General features: G+C 70.7%; 19 protein-coding genes. 8 read left to right on the top strand and 11 right to left on the bottom strand.

The window, feature by feature from the left end; all coding sequences use genetic code 11:
• The first annotated feature begins 211 nt into the window (after nucleotides 1–211).
• Nucleotides 212–715 (top strand): DUF367 family protein, encoded by a 504-nt coding sequence (locus OKW78_RS06145; protein ID WP_281194330.1) that lies wholly within the window; start codon nucleotides 212–214, stop codon nucleotides 713–715.
• A 64-nt stretch (nucleotides 716–779) separates the two neighbouring features.
• Here the strand turns inward: OKW78_RS06145 and OKW78_RS06150 are convergent, their stop codons facing one another.
• The 3 genes from OKW78_RS06150 to OKW78_RS06160 form a co-directional block, all read right to left on the bottom strand.
• Nucleotides 780–1712 (bottom strand): decarboxylating 6-phosphogluconate dehydrogenase, encoded by a 933-nt coding sequence (locus OKW78_RS06150; protein ID WP_281194331.1) that lies wholly within the window; start codon nucleotides 1710–1712, stop codon nucleotides 780–782.
• Nucleotides 1713–1786: 74 nt separating this feature from the next.
• Nucleotides 1787–3001: a threonine synthase gene (locus OKW78_RS06155; protein ID WP_281194332.1), complete on the bottom strand. Its 1215-nt coding sequence runs from the start codon at nucleotides 2999–3001 to the stop codon at nucleotides 1787–1789.
• 136 nt (nucleotides 3002–3137) lie between these two features.
• Nucleotides 3138–4388, bottom strand: a complete 1251-nt coding sequence (locus OKW78_RS06160; protein WP_281194333.1) for a CaiB/BaiF CoA-transferase family protein — start codon at nucleotides 4386–4388, stop codon at nucleotides 3138–3140.
• Nucleotides 4389–4497: 109 nt separating this feature from the next.
• Here OKW78_RS06160 and OKW78_RS06165 point away from each other — a divergent pair, with 109 nt between their 5' ends.
• The gene (locus OKW78_RS06165; protein ID WP_122104461.1) at nucleotides 4498–5295 is read left to right on the top strand and encodes an SDR family oxidoreductase; all 798 of its coding nucleotides are present in this window, start codon (nucleotides 4498–4500) and stop codon (nucleotides 5293–5295) included.
• 72 nt (nucleotides 5296–5367) lie between these two features.
• Nucleotides 5368–6273, top strand: a complete 906-nt coding sequence (locus OKW78_RS06170; protein WP_281194334.1) for an AEC family transporter — start codon at nucleotides 5368–5370, stop codon at nucleotides 6271–6273.
• Between the two features lie 34 nt (nucleotides 6274–6307).
• Here OKW78_RS06170 and OKW78_RS06175 read toward each other — a convergent pair whose 3' ends face one another.
• The 7 genes from OKW78_RS06175 to OKW78_RS06205 form a co-directional block, all read right to left on the bottom strand.
• Nucleotides 6308–6472 carry a hypothetical protein gene (locus OKW78_RS06175; RefSeq protein ID WP_203227815.1) on the bottom strand — a complete coding sequence of 55 codons (165 nt, stop codon included), beginning with the start codon at nucleotides 6470–6472 and terminating at the stop codon, nucleotides 6308–6310.
• A 108-nt stretch (nucleotides 6473–6580) separates the two neighbouring features.
• The gene (locus tag OKW78_RS06180) at nucleotides 6581–6979 is read right to left on the bottom strand and encodes a hypothetical protein (RefSeq protein WP_281194335.1); all 399 of its coding nucleotides are present in this window, start codon (nucleotides 6977–6979) and stop codon (nucleotides 6581–6583) included.
• Between the two features lie 78 nt (nucleotides 6980–7057).
• On the bottom strand, nucleotides 7058–8254 hold the full coding sequence (locus OKW78_RS06185; RefSeq protein WP_281194336.1) for a hypothetical protein: 1197 nt from the start codon (nucleotides 8252–8254) through the stop codon (nucleotides 7058–7060).
• Nucleotides 8254–8634: a phosphoribosyl-AMP cyclohydrolase gene (gene hisI / locus OKW78_RS06190; protein WP_281194337.1), complete on the bottom strand. Its 381-nt coding sequence runs from the start codon at nucleotides 8632–8634 to the stop codon at nucleotides 8254–8256. The genes OKW78_RS06185 and hisI overlap by 1 nt, the downstream gene beginning before the upstream one ends.
• Before the next feature lie 77 nt (nucleotides 8635–8711).
• Entirely contained in the window at nucleotides 8712–9161 is a 450-nt protein-coding gene (locus OKW78_RS06195) for an N-acetyltransferase (protein WP_281194338.1), read from the bottom strand.
• Nucleotides 9162–9166: 5 nt separating this feature from the next.
• Nucleotides 9167–10591: a DUF92 domain-containing protein gene (locus OKW78_RS06200; RefSeq protein ID WP_281194339.1), complete on the bottom strand. Its 1425-nt coding sequence runs from the start codon at nucleotides 10589–10591 to the stop codon at nucleotides 9167–9169.
• Nucleotides 10592–11029: 438 nt separating this feature from the next.
• Nucleotides 11030–11809, bottom strand: coding sequence for an HAD-IIA family hydrolase (locus OKW78_RS06205; protein WP_281194340.1), 780 nt, complete (start codon nucleotides 11807–11809; stop codon nucleotides 11030–11032).
• Between the two features lie 173 nt (nucleotides 11810–11982).
• On the opposite strand from OKW78_RS06205, the gene OKW78_RS06210 reads away from it, so the two are divergent.
• The 3 genes from OKW78_RS06210 to OKW78_RS06220 all read left to right on the top strand — a co-directional run bounded on the left by OKW78_RS06210 (nucleotide 11983) and on the right by OKW78_RS06220 (nucleotide 14272).
• The gene (locus OKW78_RS06210; RefSeq protein ID WP_281194341.1) at nucleotides 11983–12756 is read left to right on the top strand and encodes a GTP cyclohydrolase III; all 774 of its coding nucleotides are present in this window, start codon (nucleotides 11983–11985) and stop codon (nucleotides 12754–12756) included.
• 1 nt (nucleotide 12757) lies between these two features.
• On the top strand, nucleotides 12758–13900 hold the full coding sequence (locus OKW78_RS06215; protein WP_281194342.1) for a glycosyltransferase family 4 protein: 1143 nt from the start codon (nucleotides 12758–12760) through the stop codon (nucleotides 13898–13900).
• Between the two features lie 141 nt (nucleotides 13901–14041).
• Nucleotides 14042–14272: a hypothetical protein gene (locus tag OKW78_RS06220; protein ID WP_281194343.1), complete on the top strand. Its 231-nt coding sequence runs from the start codon at nucleotides 14042–14044 to the stop codon at nucleotides 14270–14272.
• Nucleotides 14273–14304: 32 nt separating this feature from the next.
• Here the strand turns inward: OKW78_RS06220 and OKW78_RS06225 are convergent, their stop codons facing one another.
• A complete protein-coding gene (locus tag OKW78_RS06225) occupies nucleotides 14305–14511 on the bottom strand; it encodes a hypothetical protein (RefSeq protein ID WP_281194344.1) in 207 nt (68 codons plus the stop codon).
• A gap of 141 nt (nucleotides 14512–14652) precedes the next feature.
• Between OKW78_RS06225 and OKW78_RS06230 the strand changes: the two genes are divergently transcribed.
• Nucleotides 14653–16224: a heme-binding protein gene (locus OKW78_RS06230; RefSeq protein WP_281194345.1), complete on the top strand. Its 1572-nt coding sequence runs from the start codon at nucleotides 14653–14655 to the stop codon at nucleotides 16222–16224.
• Nucleotides 16225–16648: 424 nt separating this feature from the next.
• Nucleotides 16649–17113 (top strand): universal stress protein, encoded by a 465-nt coding sequence (locus OKW78_RS06235; protein WP_281194346.1) that lies wholly within the window; start codon nucleotides 16649–16651, stop codon nucleotides 17111–17113.
• Nucleotides 17114–17121: the final 8 nt, after the last annotated feature.

The raw sequence follows: 17121 nt of genomic DNA on the forward strand, positions 1-17121 counted from the left end.
CCCCCCCCCCCCGAGGCTGGGGAGGCGTGAGGTGCGGTGCTGTGCGGGGCGGCTGGGGCTTCGGCAGTCACGTCCAAGTCGGGAACCGCGTATCATCGAGCGGCTGGGGCTTCGCCGACGTTCGCCGTCGGTTCGGCGTTCCGATCCTCGCACCCCGATCCGTAGTCGACCGCTCCGTACGCCTTATCAACGACACCGCCCATCTGGTATCGTGGACCTCCACGTCCGGTACGAGGGCGACGACGACCCCGACAAGTGTACGGCCCGGAAGCTCGCCCGGTTCGACCTCGCGGAACTCCACCGGTCGGATCGGGCCACCCCGTACGGCGTCGTCCTCAACCCACACGCCGAGCGCGCGCTCTCGCCCGCGGACGCCGATATCGCCCGCGAGAACGCGCTCGTCGCGCTCGACTGCTCGTGGGAGTCGGCCGGCGAGAAGCAGTTCACGCTGCCGGGCGAACACCGCGCGCTCCCGTATCTCGTCGCCGCCAACCCCGTGAACTTCGGCCGGCCGATGAAGCTCACCACCGTCGAGGCGTTCGCGGCCGCACTCGCGATCCTCGGCGAACCGGACCACGCGGAACGGGTCATGGCGAAGTTCACCTGGGGCGAGACGTTCCTCGAACTCAACGAGGAACCGCTTCGACGGTACGCCGACTGCGAGGACTCGAGCGAGGTCGTCGCGGTCCAACAGGAGTACCTCGACCGGGAGTGAACCGGAGATCTCGCTCCGTTCCCCCCTTCGATCCGACCCGTTTCGGCTCGATCCGACGCGGGACCTACTCCCCGTCGGCTCGTCGTTTCACCTCGTGGCGACCGAATCCGTAGCGCAGTCGGTTGGCGAGCCGCCGCGAGAATCGGCCCTCGTTGCGGGAGTCGAACCGCTCGGCGAGCGCGTCGTAGATGAGCGGGACGGGGACCTCCTGTTCGAGCGCCTCCTCGACGGTCCACGTTCCGGTCGACCCGCCGGCGACGTGGTCGGCCACGTCGCCCAGGTCGTTCCCCTCCTCGCGGAACGCCTCCTCACAGAGTTCGAGCAGCCACGACCGGATCACCGCGCCGTTGTTCCAGGTGCGCGCGATCGACTCCATCTCGAGGTCGTACCGGCCCTCCGCGAGCAGCTCGAACCCCTCGCCGTACGCCTGCATCAGCGCGTACTCCACGCCGTTGTGGACCATCTTCACGTAGTGGCCCGCGCCCGACTCGCCCATGCGGTCGTGGCCGTCGGGGCCGGTCGCGACCGCGTCGAAGACGGGCACCAGTTCCTCGTAGGCCCACTGGGGGCCGCCGACCATCAGGGAGAACCCCTCCTCCGCGCTCGCGGGGCCGCCGGAGGTCCCGCAGTCGAGGTAGGCGGCGTCGGTCCCCTCGGCGCGACGGACCGACTCCTCGAAGTGGGAGTTGCCGCCGTCGACGACCACGTCCTCGCGTTCGAGGTGTGGCTCGAGGTCCGCGAGCGTGGCGTCCACCGCGTCGCCCGCGGGAACCATGAGCCAGATCCGCTTTCCGTCCCCTTCCCCGTCAGCCGCGTCCGACTCGTCGAGCCGGCCGCAGAGGTCCTCGACCGAATCCGCGGGGTCCGCGCCCGCCTCCGCGGCAGCCGCCGTCGCCTCCGCCGAGAGGTCGAACGCGACCACGTCGTGGCCCGCCGCGAGGGTCCGGTCGACGACGATCCGCCCCATCCGTCCGAGTCCGATGACGCCGAGTTGCATGTGGGGGCGGTCGCCGGCGCGGGCCCTAGTGGTTCCGGTTCGCGACCCGATTCGCGTCTCCGTGGCCCCCCGATTCAGGCCTCCGTCTCGCCGACGTGCGCCCGCAGGGTGTCGACGTCCTTGTTGCCCGCGCCGGTGTTCAGGAGGACGACGGTGTCGTCGGGGCCGAACTCGCCAGCGTCCGCGAGCGCGAACGCACCCGAGGCCGCGGCCGCACACGTCGCGCCGATCTCGAGACCCTCCTCGCGGGCGACGGTGATCGCGGCGTCGAGGATCTCCCGGTCGGTCGTCGCCACCGCGCCGCCGTCCGACTCGCGGATCGCCTCCAGGATCAGCGGACTCGCGCCGGGGTCAGGGATCGCGATCCCGTTACAGGCGGTGTCGACCTCGTCGTCCGCGAGCGGCTCGTGTCGGTCCGCGCCCGCCTCGTAGGCGTCCACGACCGGTGCACAGCCGGCGGCCTGCGCCGCGTACATCGGAACGAGCTCGTCGCTCCACCCGAGCTCGCGGGCCTCACGGGCCGCCTTGTGCATCCCGACGAGTCCGACCCCGCCGCCGGTCGGGTAGACGACCGCGTCGGGGGCCTCCCAGTCGAGTTGCTCTAAGAGCTCCAGCGCCATCGTCTTCTTTCCCTCGTGTCGGTACGGCGTGACGAACGTCTTCGTCGAGTACCACTCGGGGTGCTCCTCCATCGCCGCGGCGTACGCCTTCCCGGCGTCGCCGATCTGCGAGTTCCCGCCGACGGGGTCGGTCACGGTCAGGTCCGCGCCGTGGACCTCCGTCATCGCCTTCTGGGTGAACCCCGCCCGCGACGGGAGGTAGACGTGCGCGTCGAGCTCGGCGCGGGCCGCGTACGCCGCGGCCGCCTGGCCCGCGTTGCCGGCGCTGTTCAACGCGACCTCGCTCGCGCCGTGTTCGCGGGCGGCCGTCATCGCGAGCGACTGGCCGCGGTCCTTGAACGTGCCCGTGGGGTTCGCGCCCTCGTCCTTCAGTAGCACCCGGCCGACGCCCATCGCGTCCGCGAGCGCGGGACACTCGACGAGCGGCGTTCCGCCCTCGCCGAGCGTCACGGCGGCCTCGCGGGCGAACGGCAACAGCTCCTCGTAGCGCCACATCGACTCGCCGGGACGGGTCTCGAGGTCCGCCGGCGTCAGGTCGACTCGGTCGAGGTCGTAGCTCGGATCGAGGATCCCGTCGCAGTCCGGACAGCGGTGCGTGGCCGTCTCCGCGTCGAACGTCTCCCCGCAGTCGACACACGTGAGCCCCTCGAAGGCAACGGTGGTTTCCATGCGCGGGGATCGCACACCGGGGGACTTCCCTCCATCGGTCGGGGACGTTCGTCGCCCTCGCCCGGTCCCCGATCCCGTTCAGCCCTCGACCCGCTCGGCCTTCGACCCCTTCATTCCCCGATCTGGTCCGGGACCTTCACTCCTCGACCGGGTCCGGGATCACGTCCGCCTCCGCCAGGCGGGCGAGGTCGGCGTCGGCATAGCCGTACTCGTGGAGGACCTCCTCGGTGTGTTCGCCGAGCATCGGCGGATGCCGGCGGACCGTCGTGGGCGTCCGCGAGAACTTCATCGGCGATCCCGGTACCTCGACCTCGCCGACTTCGGGATGGTCGATCCGCTGGCGCATGTCGCGCGCCTCGAGTTGCGGGTCGTCGAACAGCTCGGCCATGTCGCGGACGTGGCTTGCGGGCACGTCGTGTTCGGTGAGCGTCCGAACGGCCTCCTCCGTCGACATCCCCGCGAACTCCGCCTCGAGGTCCGCGTCGAGCGCCTCGCGGTTCTTCACCCGCTTCTCGTTGGTCTCGAACCGCTCGTCCTCGAGGAGGTCCGGCCGGTCGAGCGCGTCACACAGTCCCGGCCAGAAGGAGTCCGCCGAACAGCCGACGACGACGTAGTCGTCCGCGGTCTCGAACGCCCGATAGGGCGCGATGTTCGGGTGTTTGCTCCCCATCCGGCCCGGCACCTCCCCGCTCGCGAAGTAGTTCGTCGCCATGTAGCTCATCCAGGCGGCCTGTCCGTCGAGCAGGCTCACGTCGATCTTCTGGCCCGTCCCGTCGCCGAGCTCGCGTTCGAGCAGCGCGGCCAGGATGGCCTGCGTCGCGTACATCCCCGCGCCGATGTCCGCGAGCGCGACGCCGACCCGGACCGGCGCCCCGCCGTCGACGCCCGTGATCGACATCAGCCCCCCGCGCGCCTGCATCACGATGTCGTAGGCCGGCTCGTCTCGGTCCGGTCCCCACTCACCGTACCCGGAGATCCCGCAGTAGATCAGCTCGGGGTTCTCCTCGACGAGGTCGGGGTAATCGAGCCCCCACTCGGCGGTCTTTCCCACCCGGAAGTTCTCGACGACGATGTCGGCCTCGCGGGCGAGATCGCGGAAGACGTCCCGGCCCCCCTCGCTCGCGAGGTTCAACACGACCGAGCGCTTGTTCCGGTTGACGCTCGTGTAGTAGGCGCTCTGGGCGTCCTCGCCCTCGCCGAACGACGGCGGCCCCCAGCCTCGGGTCTGGTCGCCGACGCCCGGTCGTTCGATCTTGATGACGTCCGCACCAAGGTCGCCGAGCTGCATCGTACAGAACGGCCCCACGAGCACGCGGGACGCGTCGAGCACCGTGACGCCGTCCAGCGGCCCGGTATCGCCCGACGGATGGCGCGCCTCACCGACCATGATTCCCTCGCATACGCGCACCTCCGAGCCGACCCTGATAAAGGCCCCGTCCCCGGCCCCGAATGCCGAGTCGGTAATCATTAACCCTTCGCGTGAGAGGGACTCACGTATGGATCTCGATATCGACGGGAACGTAGCACTGACGACGGCATCAAGCGACGGCCTCGGAAACGCGGCCGCGACCGCGCTCGCCCGCGAGGGCGCCAACGTCGTTATCAACGGCCGCGACGAGGACCGACTCGAAGCGGCCGCCGAGGAACTGCGCGAGGAGGCGGCGGGCGACGCGCGCGTCCATCCCGTCCAGGGCGATCTGACGGACGAGGACGACGTGGTCGGGCTCGTCGACGAGACGCTCGAGGAGTTCGGCCGGCTCGACCACCTCGTCACCTCCGCGGGCGGCCCGCCGTCGGGTCCGTTCCTGGAGACCGACGAGGAGGACTGGTATCACGCGTACGACCTGCTCGTGATGAGCGTCGTCCGGCTCTGCCGCGAGGCGGCCGATCCGCTCCAGGAGGGCGACGGCGGCACCATCGTCAACGTCACCTCCCGGTCGGTCAAGGAGGCGATCGACGGGCTCGTGCTCTCGAACTCGGTCCGCATGAGCGTGATCGGACTGGAGAAGACGCTCTCGAAGGAGCTCGCTCCCGACGTGCGCGCGAACGCCGTCCTTCCCGGTCCGCACGAGACGAGCCGGATCGAGGACCTCGTGACCCAGGCCGTCGAGCGCGGCGAGTACGACACCTACGAGGAGGGCCTCGCCGCCTGGGGCGAGGGGATCCCGGTCGAGCGCATCGGCGACCCGATGGAGCTCGGTAACACCGTCGCGTTCCTCTCCTCGCCGAAGGCCGGCTACATCAACGGCCAGTCGGTCGTCCTCGACGGCGGCGCGGGCAACGCGAACCTGTAGGGATCGGTCGAAGCCGTCCCCATCGCGGTCGTCGACCCGAACGGTGAACACCTCCGGGGGGTTTCAGGTCCCATGGAGGTCCTCTTTCGTCTCCTCGGGATGCTCGCGGTGCTGCTCGTCGGCACGGGCCTCCGGAGCGTCGGCGTTCTCGATTCGTCCCGGACCGGCCGGCTCAACGCCGCCACCTACTACGTCGCGTTACCCTCCCTCGTCTTCGTCGCGACGTACGACCGATCGATCGCGGCCCTCCTCTCGGGCGCGCTCGTCGTCGCGGTCCTCGTCGCCCTGCTGGCCACGGCGGGGATCGCGTGGGTCCTCCACCGGAACCGCCCGGCCGCGCGTCGAAGCGTCGCGGTCGTCCAGTCGTACCACTCGAACCTCGGCTACCTCGGCCTGCCGCTCGTCGCCGCGACGTTCGAGCCCGACGTGACCGCGCTCGCGAGCGTGGTCCTCGGCGTGGCGCTCCTGGTTCAGGTGCCGCTCACGGTCGCCGTGTTGAGCGTCGTCAACGGCACCGACACGAGCGTCGTCCGGGAGGCGAGCACCCTCGCGCGGAACCCCGTCCTGATCGCGTTGGTCGCCGGGATCCTGATCGGTGCCGTGGGTGCCCCCGTACCCGTCGCGGTCGCGTCCGGACTCGACCGCCTGGGGTCGCTCGTGCTCCCGTTGGCGCTGCTCTGTGTCGGGGCGTCGCTCCGCGTCGACCTCCCGGTGGCCGACCCCGGCGCGACCGGGTGGGTCCTCGCGCTCAAACTCGGCTGTGCCCCGGCCATCGCGTGGGCGACGCTCTCGGCGTTCGGCGTCGACGCCGCGACGATCACGGCCGGAGTCGTCATGCTCGGGACGCCCACGGCGGTCTCGACGTACGTGTTCGCGACCGAACTCGGCGGCGACGAGGCGTTCGCCTCCCGGAACGTGTTCGTGACGACCGTCGCATCGGTCGCGTCGCTCTACGTGCTCATCGGACTGGTCGGGTGAGAAGCGTAGACGGGATCGAACGAGAATCGACGGTTCAGGCGGGAAGCGTGTTGATGCCGTTTATCTCCACGTAGCCGAAGCCACACTCCGGACACCGCCACTTCGTCTTCTCCCCGAGGTGGAGGGTCGTCGCCGCGGTCCGGTAGAACGCGTGCGTCTCGCCGCAGGCCGGACAGTCCACGTCCTTTTCGAGCGCCATGCGTACCGATGGGGCTACGTCGGATTTCAAGCTATTGATCCGCCGAACGGCGAGAGGGGGTGAGGGAACCGCCGGACGCGGAGACGGGCTAGACGGCGGTGACTACGGTTAGACGGCGGTCACCCACGCCTTGTACGTCGGATCGAGCCCGTACACCTCCCGGAAGGCGCGTTCGATGAAGCCCGCGACGCGGTTGGCGTCCGACCGGGCGGTGATCACCGCGTTCGTCCCCTCGGCCTCCTCCGGAGCCACGAGCTCGTCGATCCGGAACTCGGGGAACTCCCCGAGCAGCTCCTTCAGGCGGTCGAGCTCCTCGTCGGTACAGTCCATCACGACCTCGGTGCCGGCGAGCTGGATCCACGGCGGGACCTCCCCGCCGTCCGTGACGTCGCTGTCGGGGTCGACGTCGACGGTCATCACGTCGCTCGAGCGGGCGCGGTGGGCCGCCGCCGCGTCCGCGTAAAGCGCCAGCCGCTCGGACTCCGTCGCGGCGTCGAATCGGGTCATGCCGTCGTCTCGTCGCCCTCGAGACTTAAACTACGGCGGTCGCCGAGGTCGTCGGTGCCGGACCGCTGCGGAGCGACGCTACTCCCGTTCCGTCTCGGCGAGCACGTCGTCGACGAGCGTGAGCGTCCGCTCCGCCTCGGCGACCCGCTCGTCGATCTCGCCGCGTTCGAGCAGGGCCAGCTCGTCGTCGCCGAGGGCGTCCCGGACGACCGCGGCGCGTCGGAGCCGCTCGTACTCCGCCGAGCGGGCGAGATCGCGGATCGACCGGAGGTCCGCGACCGTCCCGTCGTCGGCGATCCGCGAGGCGAGCGGGATCAGCTCGTCGATCTCGTAGGCCAGCTCGTCGCCGGGGGTGGGCGGCCACGCGAGCGTCAGCGGCTCCGCGTCGATCCGGTCGAGGAACGTCCGGTGGACGGCCACCGCCGTCCGGAGCGCTCCCACGTCCTCGACGTAGTGTTCGAGCTTCGAGTTGGAGTAGTCGGCGTACTCGAGCAGGGTCGGGATCGACTCCTCGCCGGCGGGGTGGTCGTCGACGTACTCGCGGAGGTCCGCCGGCGGGAGGTCGGCGTCGACGAAGGGGGTCGCGTCCGCGCGCTCGAGGAAGTCCAGGACGTCCCGGGCCGACGCCGACCGGTAGAACTCGCGGAACGCCTCGCGGACCGCGTCGTCGTATCCCTCGATCGGCTCGCGGAGTCGGGAGACGTCCGCGTCGAGGTCGGCGTCAGCCATGTCGGCGACCTCTCGGAGTTCCTCGAGCCGGTCCGCGAGCGCGCCGCGGGCGTCGGTGGCGGCCTTCCGTGCGCGCCGGTACGCGTCGACGGCGTCGTCGCGGTCGGACAGCAGGTCGACGTAGTCGCCGGCGGGCTCGAGCGCCTCGCGGGTCGCGGCGAAGTCCGACTCGGAGAGCCGGCGCTTGTCGACGGCCTCGTCGGCGGCGGCGAACGCGTCCGCCGCGGGGGTGTCGTCGTCGACGTCGACCGCGTTCGCGAACGCCCCCTCGAACTGGACGTAGGAGCCGAAGTCCCCGGTGCCGACGGCGTCCTCCTCGTACTGGTCGAGCACGCGGTGTGCCCGGCGATAGGCGTCGGCGGCGGCCTCGACCCGCTCGCGCCCCAGATCCGCGATCCGCGATTCGAGCCGGGCGAGCTCGTCGTATCGCTCGCGAAGCTCCGCGGCCGGCTCGCCGGCGGAGCGGACCGGGTCGTCGGAGTCGCCGGGATCGTCGGGGTCGTCGCCGACGGCGTCGCCCGAACCGGCGCCGTCCAGCCCCGCCATCAGTACACCTCGTCGGGGTCGAAGACCTCCTCGCCGACGTGCTCGCCGTCGATCGTGCGGTGGAAACACGACCGGTGGCCGGTGTGGCACGCGCCGACCGACTGGTCGACGAGGTACAACAGGGTGTCGGCGTCGCAGTCGACGCGGATCTCCTCGACGGCCTGGGTGTGTCCCGAGGAGCCGCCCTTGTGCCACAGCTCCTCGCGGGACCGGGAGTAGTAGTGCGCCTCGCCCGTCTCGCGGGTCCGCTCGAGCGCCTCCGGCGAGACGTACGCGAGCATCAACACCTCGCCATCCTCGGCGTCCTGTGCGATCGCGGGGACCAGTCCGTCCTCGCCGAAATCCACCGTCACGTCGGCGTCCGCGTCGGCCTCGCTCATACCTCGCCGGAGGCGGGCCCCTCGAATAGGCCTTTTGTCTGTTCTCGCGTCCATCCGCTCCGGCCGCGACGCCGGACCTACTCCCGGCACAACACGAGCGCGTCGCCGTCGACGTACGCGTCCGGCCGCCGGTCGACGACGGCGAACCCGCACGCCTCGTAGAGGGCGAGCGCGGCGTCGTTGTCGGGGTGTGCCTGGAGGGTTACCGCCCCGTCCGCGTCGTCGACGATCGCCGCGAGGAGTCCGCGGGCACGGCCCTGCCGGCGGAAGTCGGGGGCGACGACGAGTTCGGCGAGGTGACAGCCGGGGCGGGTCGACGCGTCCACCGGGAGCGCGTAGCCGACGACGGGGGCGTCGTCCGAAGCCGTCTCCGCGACGCTCACGAACCCCGCCCCGACCGCGACCCCGTACTCCAGCAGCTCCGGGCTCGGCCGCCGAAGGTGCGTCTGGAGGGTTCGAACCCGGTCGGCGTCGGCGGGAGCGATCGGGCGGACGCGCGGATCAGAGACGTCCCGGAAGTCGGCCATCGAGATCACCCGACTACGACGCCGACGCCGACCGCGAGGGCCGCGCCGGAGAGGGTCGCGAGGAAGTTCACGGTCTGGTTGCCCACTCGCTCCCCCTCGATCAGCGCGCCGAGAACGCTGTCGACGGTCATTCCGCCCACGCCGGCGAGAACGATGACTCCGCCTCCAAGGAGAGGACCGCCGGCGACGACCGGGTCGCCGACCGGCAACGGGGGCGCGGCGAGGAGGGCGACGAGCGCGGCTCCGGCGAGCCCGGCGACCTCGCCCTGCCAGGTGACGGCCCCGTCGGTTCCGGGCTCGACCGGTCGGAGCGTCGTGATCAACCGGGGGGCGTCGAAGAGCCCGCCGATCTCCGAGGAGAGCGTGTCCGCCATCGCGGTGGCGACCGCGCCGGCGAACGCGAGCCGGAAGACGGACTCGGGCACGCCGACGTGGGGGGCCGCGGCGTACCCGAGGAGCGCGACGAGCGCGACCGCGGAGTTGGCGAGGACGTTGCCCGTCCCGCGTGCGCCCTGGTTCTCCTGGGCGACGCCGCGGTCGGCCTTCTCGTCGAAGCGGTACTTCGAGGCGAGACCGCCGACCGCGTAGAACGCCATCAGCGTGAGGAACCAGGCCACGCCGCCGAGCACGACGGTGAGAAGCGAGAGCAACACGCCGGTGAGCATTCCCGGCACCGAGGCGGCCCCGAGCGCGTACGAGACGTACCCGAGCCCGGCCGTCACGGCGAGCGCCGCGACGACGCCGACGGCGGTCACGGTCGGGTCGAGCGCCGTGAACCCCCACGCGACCAGCGCGACGATGACGACCGTGATGTGCGCGTCCCGCGCGTACACGAGCGATCGGACGAGCGCCGCGGTCAGGACCGCGACGGCTCCGAGGAACGCGAACGCGGGAAGCGAACCGACGAGCGCGTCGAACCCGCCGGCGGGGAGGAAGCCGGGGACCGACGCGCCGGCGGCAGTGCTCGCGTCGGGCGAAGCGGGCGAACCGCCCCCGAGGAGGATCGCGATCGCGCCGGAGGCGACCTGACCGGCGACCGCGGCGACGCCGCCGGCGACGAGGTAGGCGGCGACGAGCCGGAACTCGTCCTCGGAGCGGGTACGGACGAGTTCGCGCCCGAGCCGTCCGCCGCCGACGGCGAGCGCGGCCGCCACGAACGCGCCGGCGGGCAGCGGAACGGGGGGGACGGTGGCGACCGCCGCGAGTCCCGCGAGCGCGAGCGCGAACGCACCGACGCCGTAGAGGCGGTCCTCCTCCCTGTCGCCCGGGAGCGCGAGGACTTCGAACCACTCCCCGTCGCGGATCCCGAGGAGGAACACCCCGGCGGCGACCAGGAAGGGAACGGGGGCAGCGTAGCCGAGCGCCGGCGTGAACGCCGCGAGCGCGGCCACCGCGGCGAACACGCTCGCGCGTCTGACCCTCCGATACACGTCCACGAGTATCCCCGACGACCACTTAACCCTCCCGACAACGGGGCGGTGACCCGACCGATGGAGCGAGGGAAGGCGGAGACGCCAAACGGACGAACGCGACGGTACCGCGAGGAGAAGGGGTGGACGGGAGAACGGAAGGGAACGGACGACGGACGGGGGAAGGGGGAAGAGGGAAGGGGAAGAAACGGACCCGTCCGGCTCAGTACCGGTACTCGTTGAACTGGACCGCGTGACCCTCGATGACCGGAATCGTGCTCTCGGGCTCGGGCTCCGGGTCGTCGTCCGCGGCCGTGTCGTGTGAGTCAACCGCTGTCATACTCCGGTAGTTACCGTACTCCTACATAAATGATCCGGTAAGAACGTCCGGATCCGGGCGCGGGGTCGACCCGGATCCGTCCGGGTCCGGCCGGAGAGGCGACGTCCGGTACCGTTCGGTCAGTCGAGCACGCGGTCGATCTCGCCGAGGTGGTCGATGACGTGGTCGGGGTCGTGGTCGCTCCCCGCGAGGTCGGCCTCGTCGGTGACGCCCGACAGCACGAGGACCGTGGTCATTCCGGCGCGCGCACCGAGCGCGACGTCGGTGTCGAGCCGGTCGCCGACGACGAGGCACTCCTCGGGCGGATACGGGAGTCGCTCGCGGACCATCGCGATGGCGGGATCCGAGGGCTTCCCGAGGACGACGTCGGGGTCGCGCTCGGCCACGGCCGCGACCGCCCGGATCACCGCGCCGGACCCGGGAACGTCCCGTTCGGCGGCGGGGATGACGACGTCGGGGTCCGTCCCGATGAACGGTATCCCGCGTTCGAGCGCCCACAGCGCCGTACACAGGTCGTCGTAGTCGAACGATCGGTCGATCGAGGCGACGAGCGCCTCCGCGGCGTCGACGTCATCGGTCGTCGAGAGCCCGACGTCGGCGAACTGCTCGAGGAGGCCGGGCGCACCGAGACAGAGCAGGTCGTCGTCGGAGTGGTGTTCCCGGAGATAGGCCGTGGTCACGCTCCCGGCGGTGATCACGTCCGCGGCGGTGACGTCGTATCCCGCCGCACCCAGGCGGTCGACGTACGCCGGCGGCGCCTTCGTCGGGTTGTTCGAGACGAACAGCGTCTCCACGCCGGCCTCGCGAAGCCGGCGGTAGCCCGACGGCGCGCCGGGGATCGGGTCGTCGCCGCGCACGACCGTCCCGTCGACGTCGAGGACGGCACCGGAGAAGTCCATGCCCTCCCTCGGGCCGCCGTCGCCGTATGGGTTGCGCTCGGCCGCTCGACGCGCCCGCTCGATGACGCGTTCCGTTCTCCGAGGACCGCCGCCGCACGTTCCAACATCGGGATGGGTCGCAGCTTCGGGATAACGGAAGGGTAAAGCGGCGCCGGTCCGAATCGACGGGTACTGTGACGACGACCCAGGTGACCCTCGTCCAGATCGATAACTACGGGCCGTGGACGGTGACGCCGGAGCCCCGTCGGGAGATGGACCTCCAGAGCCTCCAGTCCCGACTCTTCGCCGACATCGCCGAGTTCCTCGGCCACCGCGACGGGTACGCCTTCTTCACCCGATTCGACAACATGATCGCGGTGACGAACGGAATCGACGGCGACGCGCTCGCCACGCTCCAGGAATCGATCGGGAACCGCTACCCGGTGACCGTCAGCCTCGGGACCGCCGTGAGCGATCGGCCGATCGACGCCCTCGAGGCGGCCAACGGGCGACTGCAGACGGAGGGGAGCGCGCAGGACGAGGCCCGGACCGAGGTGCTCGCCGGCGAGTACCTGACGGAGACGAACCCCGGAGACGTCCGGATCGCCCACTTCGACGTGGTGAACGTGACCGGCAAGTACACCGACCGGCTCAACGAGTTCGACACGTTCATCGACATCGAGCGGGCCTACGCGTCCTTGATGCGACACCTCCGGCGGGAGCACGGCGCGCTCTCCTTCTTCGTCGGCGGCGACAACGTGATCGCCGTCTGCCCGGACATGCCCGAGTCCGCGTTCTCGGAAGCGGTCGACCACGTCGTCGCCGACGTCGACGTGGAACTGCAGGTCGGGGTCGGGCACGGGGCCTCCGCCCACGAGGCGGGGTTTGCCGCCAAACACGCCCTGGAGGACTGCCGCCACGCCGGGACCGCGGTCGAACTGTTCGGCGCGCCCGCCGCGAGCGACTGAGATGGTCGGTCGGGGCGGCGACCCCGCTTCCGACGGATCCGGCGAGGGCGAGAGCGGAACCGACCTCCACGTCGGGATCGTCGTCTACGGGGATCTCGATGTTCGCTCCGGCGGGTTCCTCTACGACAGACGGCTCGCCGATCACCTCGCGGACCACGGCTGGACGGTCGAGGTCGTCTCGCTTCCGGAGCGGTCGTATCGTCGGTCGCTTCTCACGAACCTCGTTCCCGGGCTCGTCGACCGGCTCGAGCGGTTCGACGTCGTCGTCGAGGACGCCTACTGCGGCCCGTCGCTGTTCCTCGCGAACCGCCGGATCGGGACGCCCGTGGTCGCGTTGGTCCACTACCTCCGGTCCGCGGTCGTCGGCGACGGCGTCGGTGACCGGGCGGTCCGGGCGATCGAACGGGACTACCTCCGGACCGCGGACGCGTACGTCTTCAACAGCCGTCCGACGCGGGACGCGGTCGCCGAGCTGTGCGGGGTCGACGAGACCCGCCCCGGGTGGAAATCGTCTTCCAGCGTCGTCGCACCCCCCGCCGGCGACCGGCTCGGAACGGCTCCGGCGCTCTCGGGCGATCGGCTGACCCGGAACCCGTTCCGGGTGGTCGCCGTCGGCAACGTCACCCCGCGGAAGGGGATTCCGACCCTGATCCGGGGACTGTCGCTCCTCGAGGAGGGGATCGACTGGCGGCTCCGCGTCGTGGGCGACACCGGCGTCGCGCCCGATCACGTCGCGTCGCTGCGGGCGCTCGCCGACCGCCTCGAGATCGCCGATCGGGTCGCGTTCGCCGGCCGCGTCGACGACGACGCCCTCCGGGAGGAGTTGCGCTCGGCGCACGTCCTCGCGGTGCCGTCCCGATACGAGCCGTTCGGGATCGTCTACCTCGAGGGAATGGCGTTCGGGCTGCCGGCGATCGCCTCGGCGAACGGGGGGGCGAGCGACTTCGTGGGCGACCACAACGGGGCGCTCGTGTCGCCGGGCGACGCCGAGGCCGTCGCGGACGCGATCGGGCCGCTGGCGCGCGACCGCGACCACCTCCGCCGACTGAGCGAGGGGGCACGCGAGACCTTCCGGGAGCATCCCACCTGGGAGGACACCTGTGATCGGGTCCGGCGGTTCCTCGCCACGGTCGCGACGGAGTGATCTCGATCCCGGGGAAGTGACGTCGGTCGCGAGGAACCGACGTCGGTTGCCGGGAACGGTCGCTCGGGCCCAGCCGAGAGTATCACCGCTGATATTTCGGGTGAGGTATTTTTATATCCCTATCGGGAAGGGCCGAACAGAATGTCAGCAGAGATAGTCTTCGTCTGTACGGCGGAGGGGTGTGACGCCGGACCGTGGGAAGGTGCCCACGACGCGATGGCCCACTGTGAGCAGAATCCGGACCACGGCTACACGGGACGGCCACGGTCGGAGGTCGACGACGTGATCCCCGCGACGAGCGTCGAGAAGCGTGACAACCGGAACCTCCAGCACAAGGGCCACCCGGAGGGTGCGCTGGCGAACGACGACTGAGAGGCGAGAGCTAACCGGAGTCCCCGCGTTCTCTACTCCTCCTCGAACAGGTCGAGGTCGTCGGCGACGAGGTCGGCCAACCGATCTTTGAGGCCCGGATCGACCTCGGCCACCTCCTCGCCGCCGTGTTTCCCCTCGTTGTGCCGGGAGAGCGCGTCCGCCACGTCCGAGAGCGGGACCCGCGTCTCCGTCTCGCAGTCGGTACACACGATCGGGACGGTCGGATCCTCGGAAGACATCGCTCGGACAGTGGCGGGTAACCGGTATAGGCCTTCGGGGACGCGGCGCACGTCGGGACTGGAGCGAGTCGGGAGCGCCGCGAGTGACGCGCCGCGCCGTCGACTCGAAAGCCCCTAAGTCACGGCGACCCAAGGCGGCGTATGGTCGAGGCACCAGCGACGGAGGAAGGGTGGTTCGCGCTGCACGAGTTCCGGTCGATCGACTGGGACGCGTGGCGGAACGCGCCCGACCGGAAGCGGGAGCGGGCCGTCGAGGAGGGCCGATCGTACCTGCAACATCGCGAGGCGCTCGCGACCGCCGACGCCGGCGACTCCGCGCTCTTCTCCGTGCTCGGACACAAGGCGGACCTGTTGACGATCCACTTCCGGCCGACGCTGGACGAGCTGTCGACGATCGAGCGGGGCTTCGAGAACACGGCGCTCGCCGAGTTCACGACGACGGAATCCTCGTACGTCTCCGTGACGGAGGTGTCGGGATACGTCTCGGACGCCTACTTCGAGGACGGCGAGGACGCCGATATCGACGAGGGGCTCCGTCGGTACATCGAGGGGAAGCTGAAACCGGAGATCCCGGACGACGAGTACGTCTCCTTCTACCCGATGAGCAAGCGCCGCGGCGAGGAGTACAACTGGTACGACCTCTCCTTCGAGGAGCGCGCCGACCTGATGTCCGGCCACGGCGAGGTCGGCCGCGAGTACGCCGGGAGGATCAAGCAGGTGATCGCCTCCTCCGTCGGCTTCGACGACCACGAGTGGGGCGTGACCCTGTTCGGGTCGGACCCGATCGACATCAAGGACATCGTCTACGAGATGCGCTTCGACGAGGCTTCCTCGCGGTACGGCGAGTTCGGGCGGTTCTACGTCGGTCGCCGGTTCCCGCCGAGCGACCTGGGCGCGTACCTCGCCGGCGAGGCCGTCCCGACCGGGAACGACCGGGCCGACGCACACGGCCACCACGGCGAGGGTGACACGCACGGTCACCACGGGGAGAGCGGTTCGGCACACGGCGACCACCCGCACGGCGGCGAGGGTTCGGGCGGCGAGGGCGACCATCCCCACGGAGCGGCCGACGCCGGAACCGCGGCCGACGACGATGGGGGGCCTCGCGACGACGATGGAGGATCCCCCGACGACGGGATCCGGGGCGAGCTCGCCGACCTCGACATATACGCCGGCAAGCCCCACGGCGAGGACGTGTTCGCGACGGTGCTGTACAGCGAGGCCGACGTCGACGAGCTGTTCGGGGAGGTCGAGGGGCTCCGCGCCAACTTCGACCACTACGGCACCCACGTGAAGACCGCGGTCTACGAGGGACGGGCGACCGACCGAGCCGCGGTCGTCTCCCTCTGGGAGACCGCCTCGGCGGCCGAGACCGCCGCGGGGTTCCTCTCGGAGCTGCCGGGGGTCGTGGGTCGCGCCGGCGAGGAGTCCGGCTTCGGGACGATGGGGATGTTCTACACCGTCAAGCCAGAGCACCGCGAGGACTTCACCGACACCTTCGACGAGGTCGGCGAGGCGCTCGCCGGGATGGACGGCCATCTCGAGACGGATCTGATGGTGAACGTCGAGGACGAGAACGACATGTTCATCGCCAGCCAGTGGCGCGCGAAGGACGACGCGATGGAGTTCTTCGGCTCCGAGGAGTTCCGCGAGACGGTCCAGTGGGGCCGGGAAGTCCTCGCCGATCGGCCGCGGCACGTCTTCCTGGCCTGAGCGCGTTCCGATCGTCGTTCGATCGAACGAGCGTTTTCTCGGGAGATCGTCTCCGAGGAGGCGGTCACGGGGACCACCGCCAAAGCCCCGGTCGCTCGGTACGACGGTGTCGTCAGCGTGACTAGAGAGACCACCTCCAAAGCCCCAGTCTCGACGACTCGCGCGGCTCGCTGTGCGCTTCAGTCGTTCGCAACGCTCACTCCTTGCAGTGCTTGCGTCGCCGGGCTTCGTCCTCGAGACTGCCCCTTTGAATCCCACCCGAACCGCACAACCCCGCGCCTCACGCCTCCCCAACCTCGTCGACCGTCCTCCGGTCCGCTCCGGACGGCCGACTCCCTCGCGCGTGCTGACTCGCGCCCTTCGGGCGCTCGCAGGCGCACGCCGACCGCCCCCTTTTAACTTCCGCGTCGACGAACGCTCGCGCATGTTCGACAGGATCGTGGTCGCGACGGACGGCTCCGACAGCGTGGGTCGGGCGGTCGACGTCGCGGTCGATCTGGCCGCCCGGTTCGACGCGACGGTCCACGCGCTGTACGTCCTCGACACCGGCGAGGTCGAGTCGTCGCCCGACGAGGTGCGCGAGGACCTCCGCGACGCGCTCGACGACCACGGCGAGAACGCGCTCGCGGCGGTCGTCGAGACCGGCGAGACGCGCGACGACGACCTCGAGGTGGCGACGGACGTTCGCGAGGGCCGGCCGGCCAGGGAGGTCGTCTCGTACGCCGACGAGATCGACGCCGACCTCGTCGTCACCGGGACGCGCGGGCGACACGGGGAGAACCGCTTCCTCATCGGGTCGGTCGCCGAGAACGTCGTCAGGACGTGTAAGGTACCCGTGTTGACGGTTCGCCGACTCACGGACGAGGACCCGCGGCGCGTCACGTTCTGACGGTCACG

The organism is Halorubrum sp. F4, from assembly GCF_027257195.1.
In the GTDB taxonomy this organism is placed as follows: domain Archaea; phylum Halobacteriota; class Halobacteria; order Halobacteriales; family Haloferacaceae; genus Halorubrum.

What these genes read in the sequence shown, in the direction of transcription:
- OKW78_RS06205 (WP_281194340.1), bottom strand. Translation starts at nt 11,809, where the DNA reads ATGGACTTCTCCGGTGCCGTCCTCGACGTCGACGGGACGGTCGTGCGC.
- OKW78_RS06195 (WP_281194338.1), bottom strand. Translation starts at nt 9,161, where the DNA reads ATGGCCGACTTCCGGGACGTCTCTGATCCGCGCGTCCGCCCGATCGCT.
- OKW78_RS06180 (WP_281194335.1), bottom strand. Translation starts at nt 6,979, where the DNA reads ATGACCCGATTCGACGCCGCGACGGAGTCCGAGCGGCTGGCGCTTTAC.
- OKW78_RS06175 (WP_203227815.1), bottom strand. Translation starts at nt 6,472, where the DNA reads ATGGCGCTCGAAAAGGACGTGGACTGTCCGGCCTGCGGCGAGACGCAC.
- OKW78_RS06155 (WP_281194332.1), bottom strand. Translation starts at nt 3,001, where the DNA reads ATGGAAACCACCGTTGCCTTCGAGGGGCTCACGTGTGTCGACTGCGGG.
- OKW78_RS06170 (WP_281194334.1), top strand. Translation starts at nt 5,368, where the DNA reads ATGGAGGTCCTCTTTCGTCTCCTCGGGATGCTCGCGGTGCTGCTCGTC.
- OKW78_RS06185 (WP_281194336.1), bottom strand. Translation starts at nt 8,254, where the DNA reads ATGGCGGGGCTGGACGGCGCCGGTTCGGGCGACGCCGTCGGCGACGAC.
- hisI (WP_281194337.1), bottom strand. Translation starts at nt 8,634, where the DNA reads ATGAGCGAGGCCGACGCGGACGCCGACGTGACGGTGGATTTCGGCGAG.
- OKW78_RS06160 (WP_281194333.1), bottom strand. Translation starts at nt 4,388, where the DNA reads ATGGTCGGTGAGGCGCGCCATCCGTCGGGCGATACCGGGCCGCTGGAC.
- OKW78_RS06235 (WP_281194346.1), top strand. Translation starts at nt 16,649, where the DNA reads ATGTTCGACAGGATCGTGGTCGCGACGGACGGCTCCGACAGCGTGGGT.
- OKW78_RS06150 (WP_281194331.1), bottom strand. Translation starts at nt 1,712, where the DNA reads ATGCAACTCGGCGTCATCGGACTCGGACGGATGGGGCGGATCGTCGTC.
- OKW78_RS06230 (WP_281194345.1), top strand. Translation starts at nt 14,653, where the DNA reads ATGGTCGAGGCACCAGCGACGGAGGAAGGGTGGTTCGCGCTGCACGAG.
- OKW78_RS06165 (WP_122104461.1), top strand. Translation starts at nt 4,498, where the DNA reads ATGGATCTCGATATCGACGGGAACGTAGCACTGACGACGGCATCAAGC.
- OKW78_RS06225 (WP_281194344.1), bottom strand. Translation starts at nt 14,511, where the DNA reads ATGTCTTCCGAGGATCCGACCGTCCCGATCGTGTGTACCGACTGCGAG.
- OKW78_RS06220 (WP_281194343.1), top strand. Translation starts at nt 14,042, where the DNA reads ATGTCAGCAGAGATAGTCTTCGTCTGTACGGCGGAGGGGTGTGACGCC.
- OKW78_RS06215 (WP_281194342.1), top strand. Translation starts at nt 12,758, where the DNA reads ATGGTCGGTCGGGGCGGCGACCCCGCTTCCGACGGATCCGGCGAGGGC.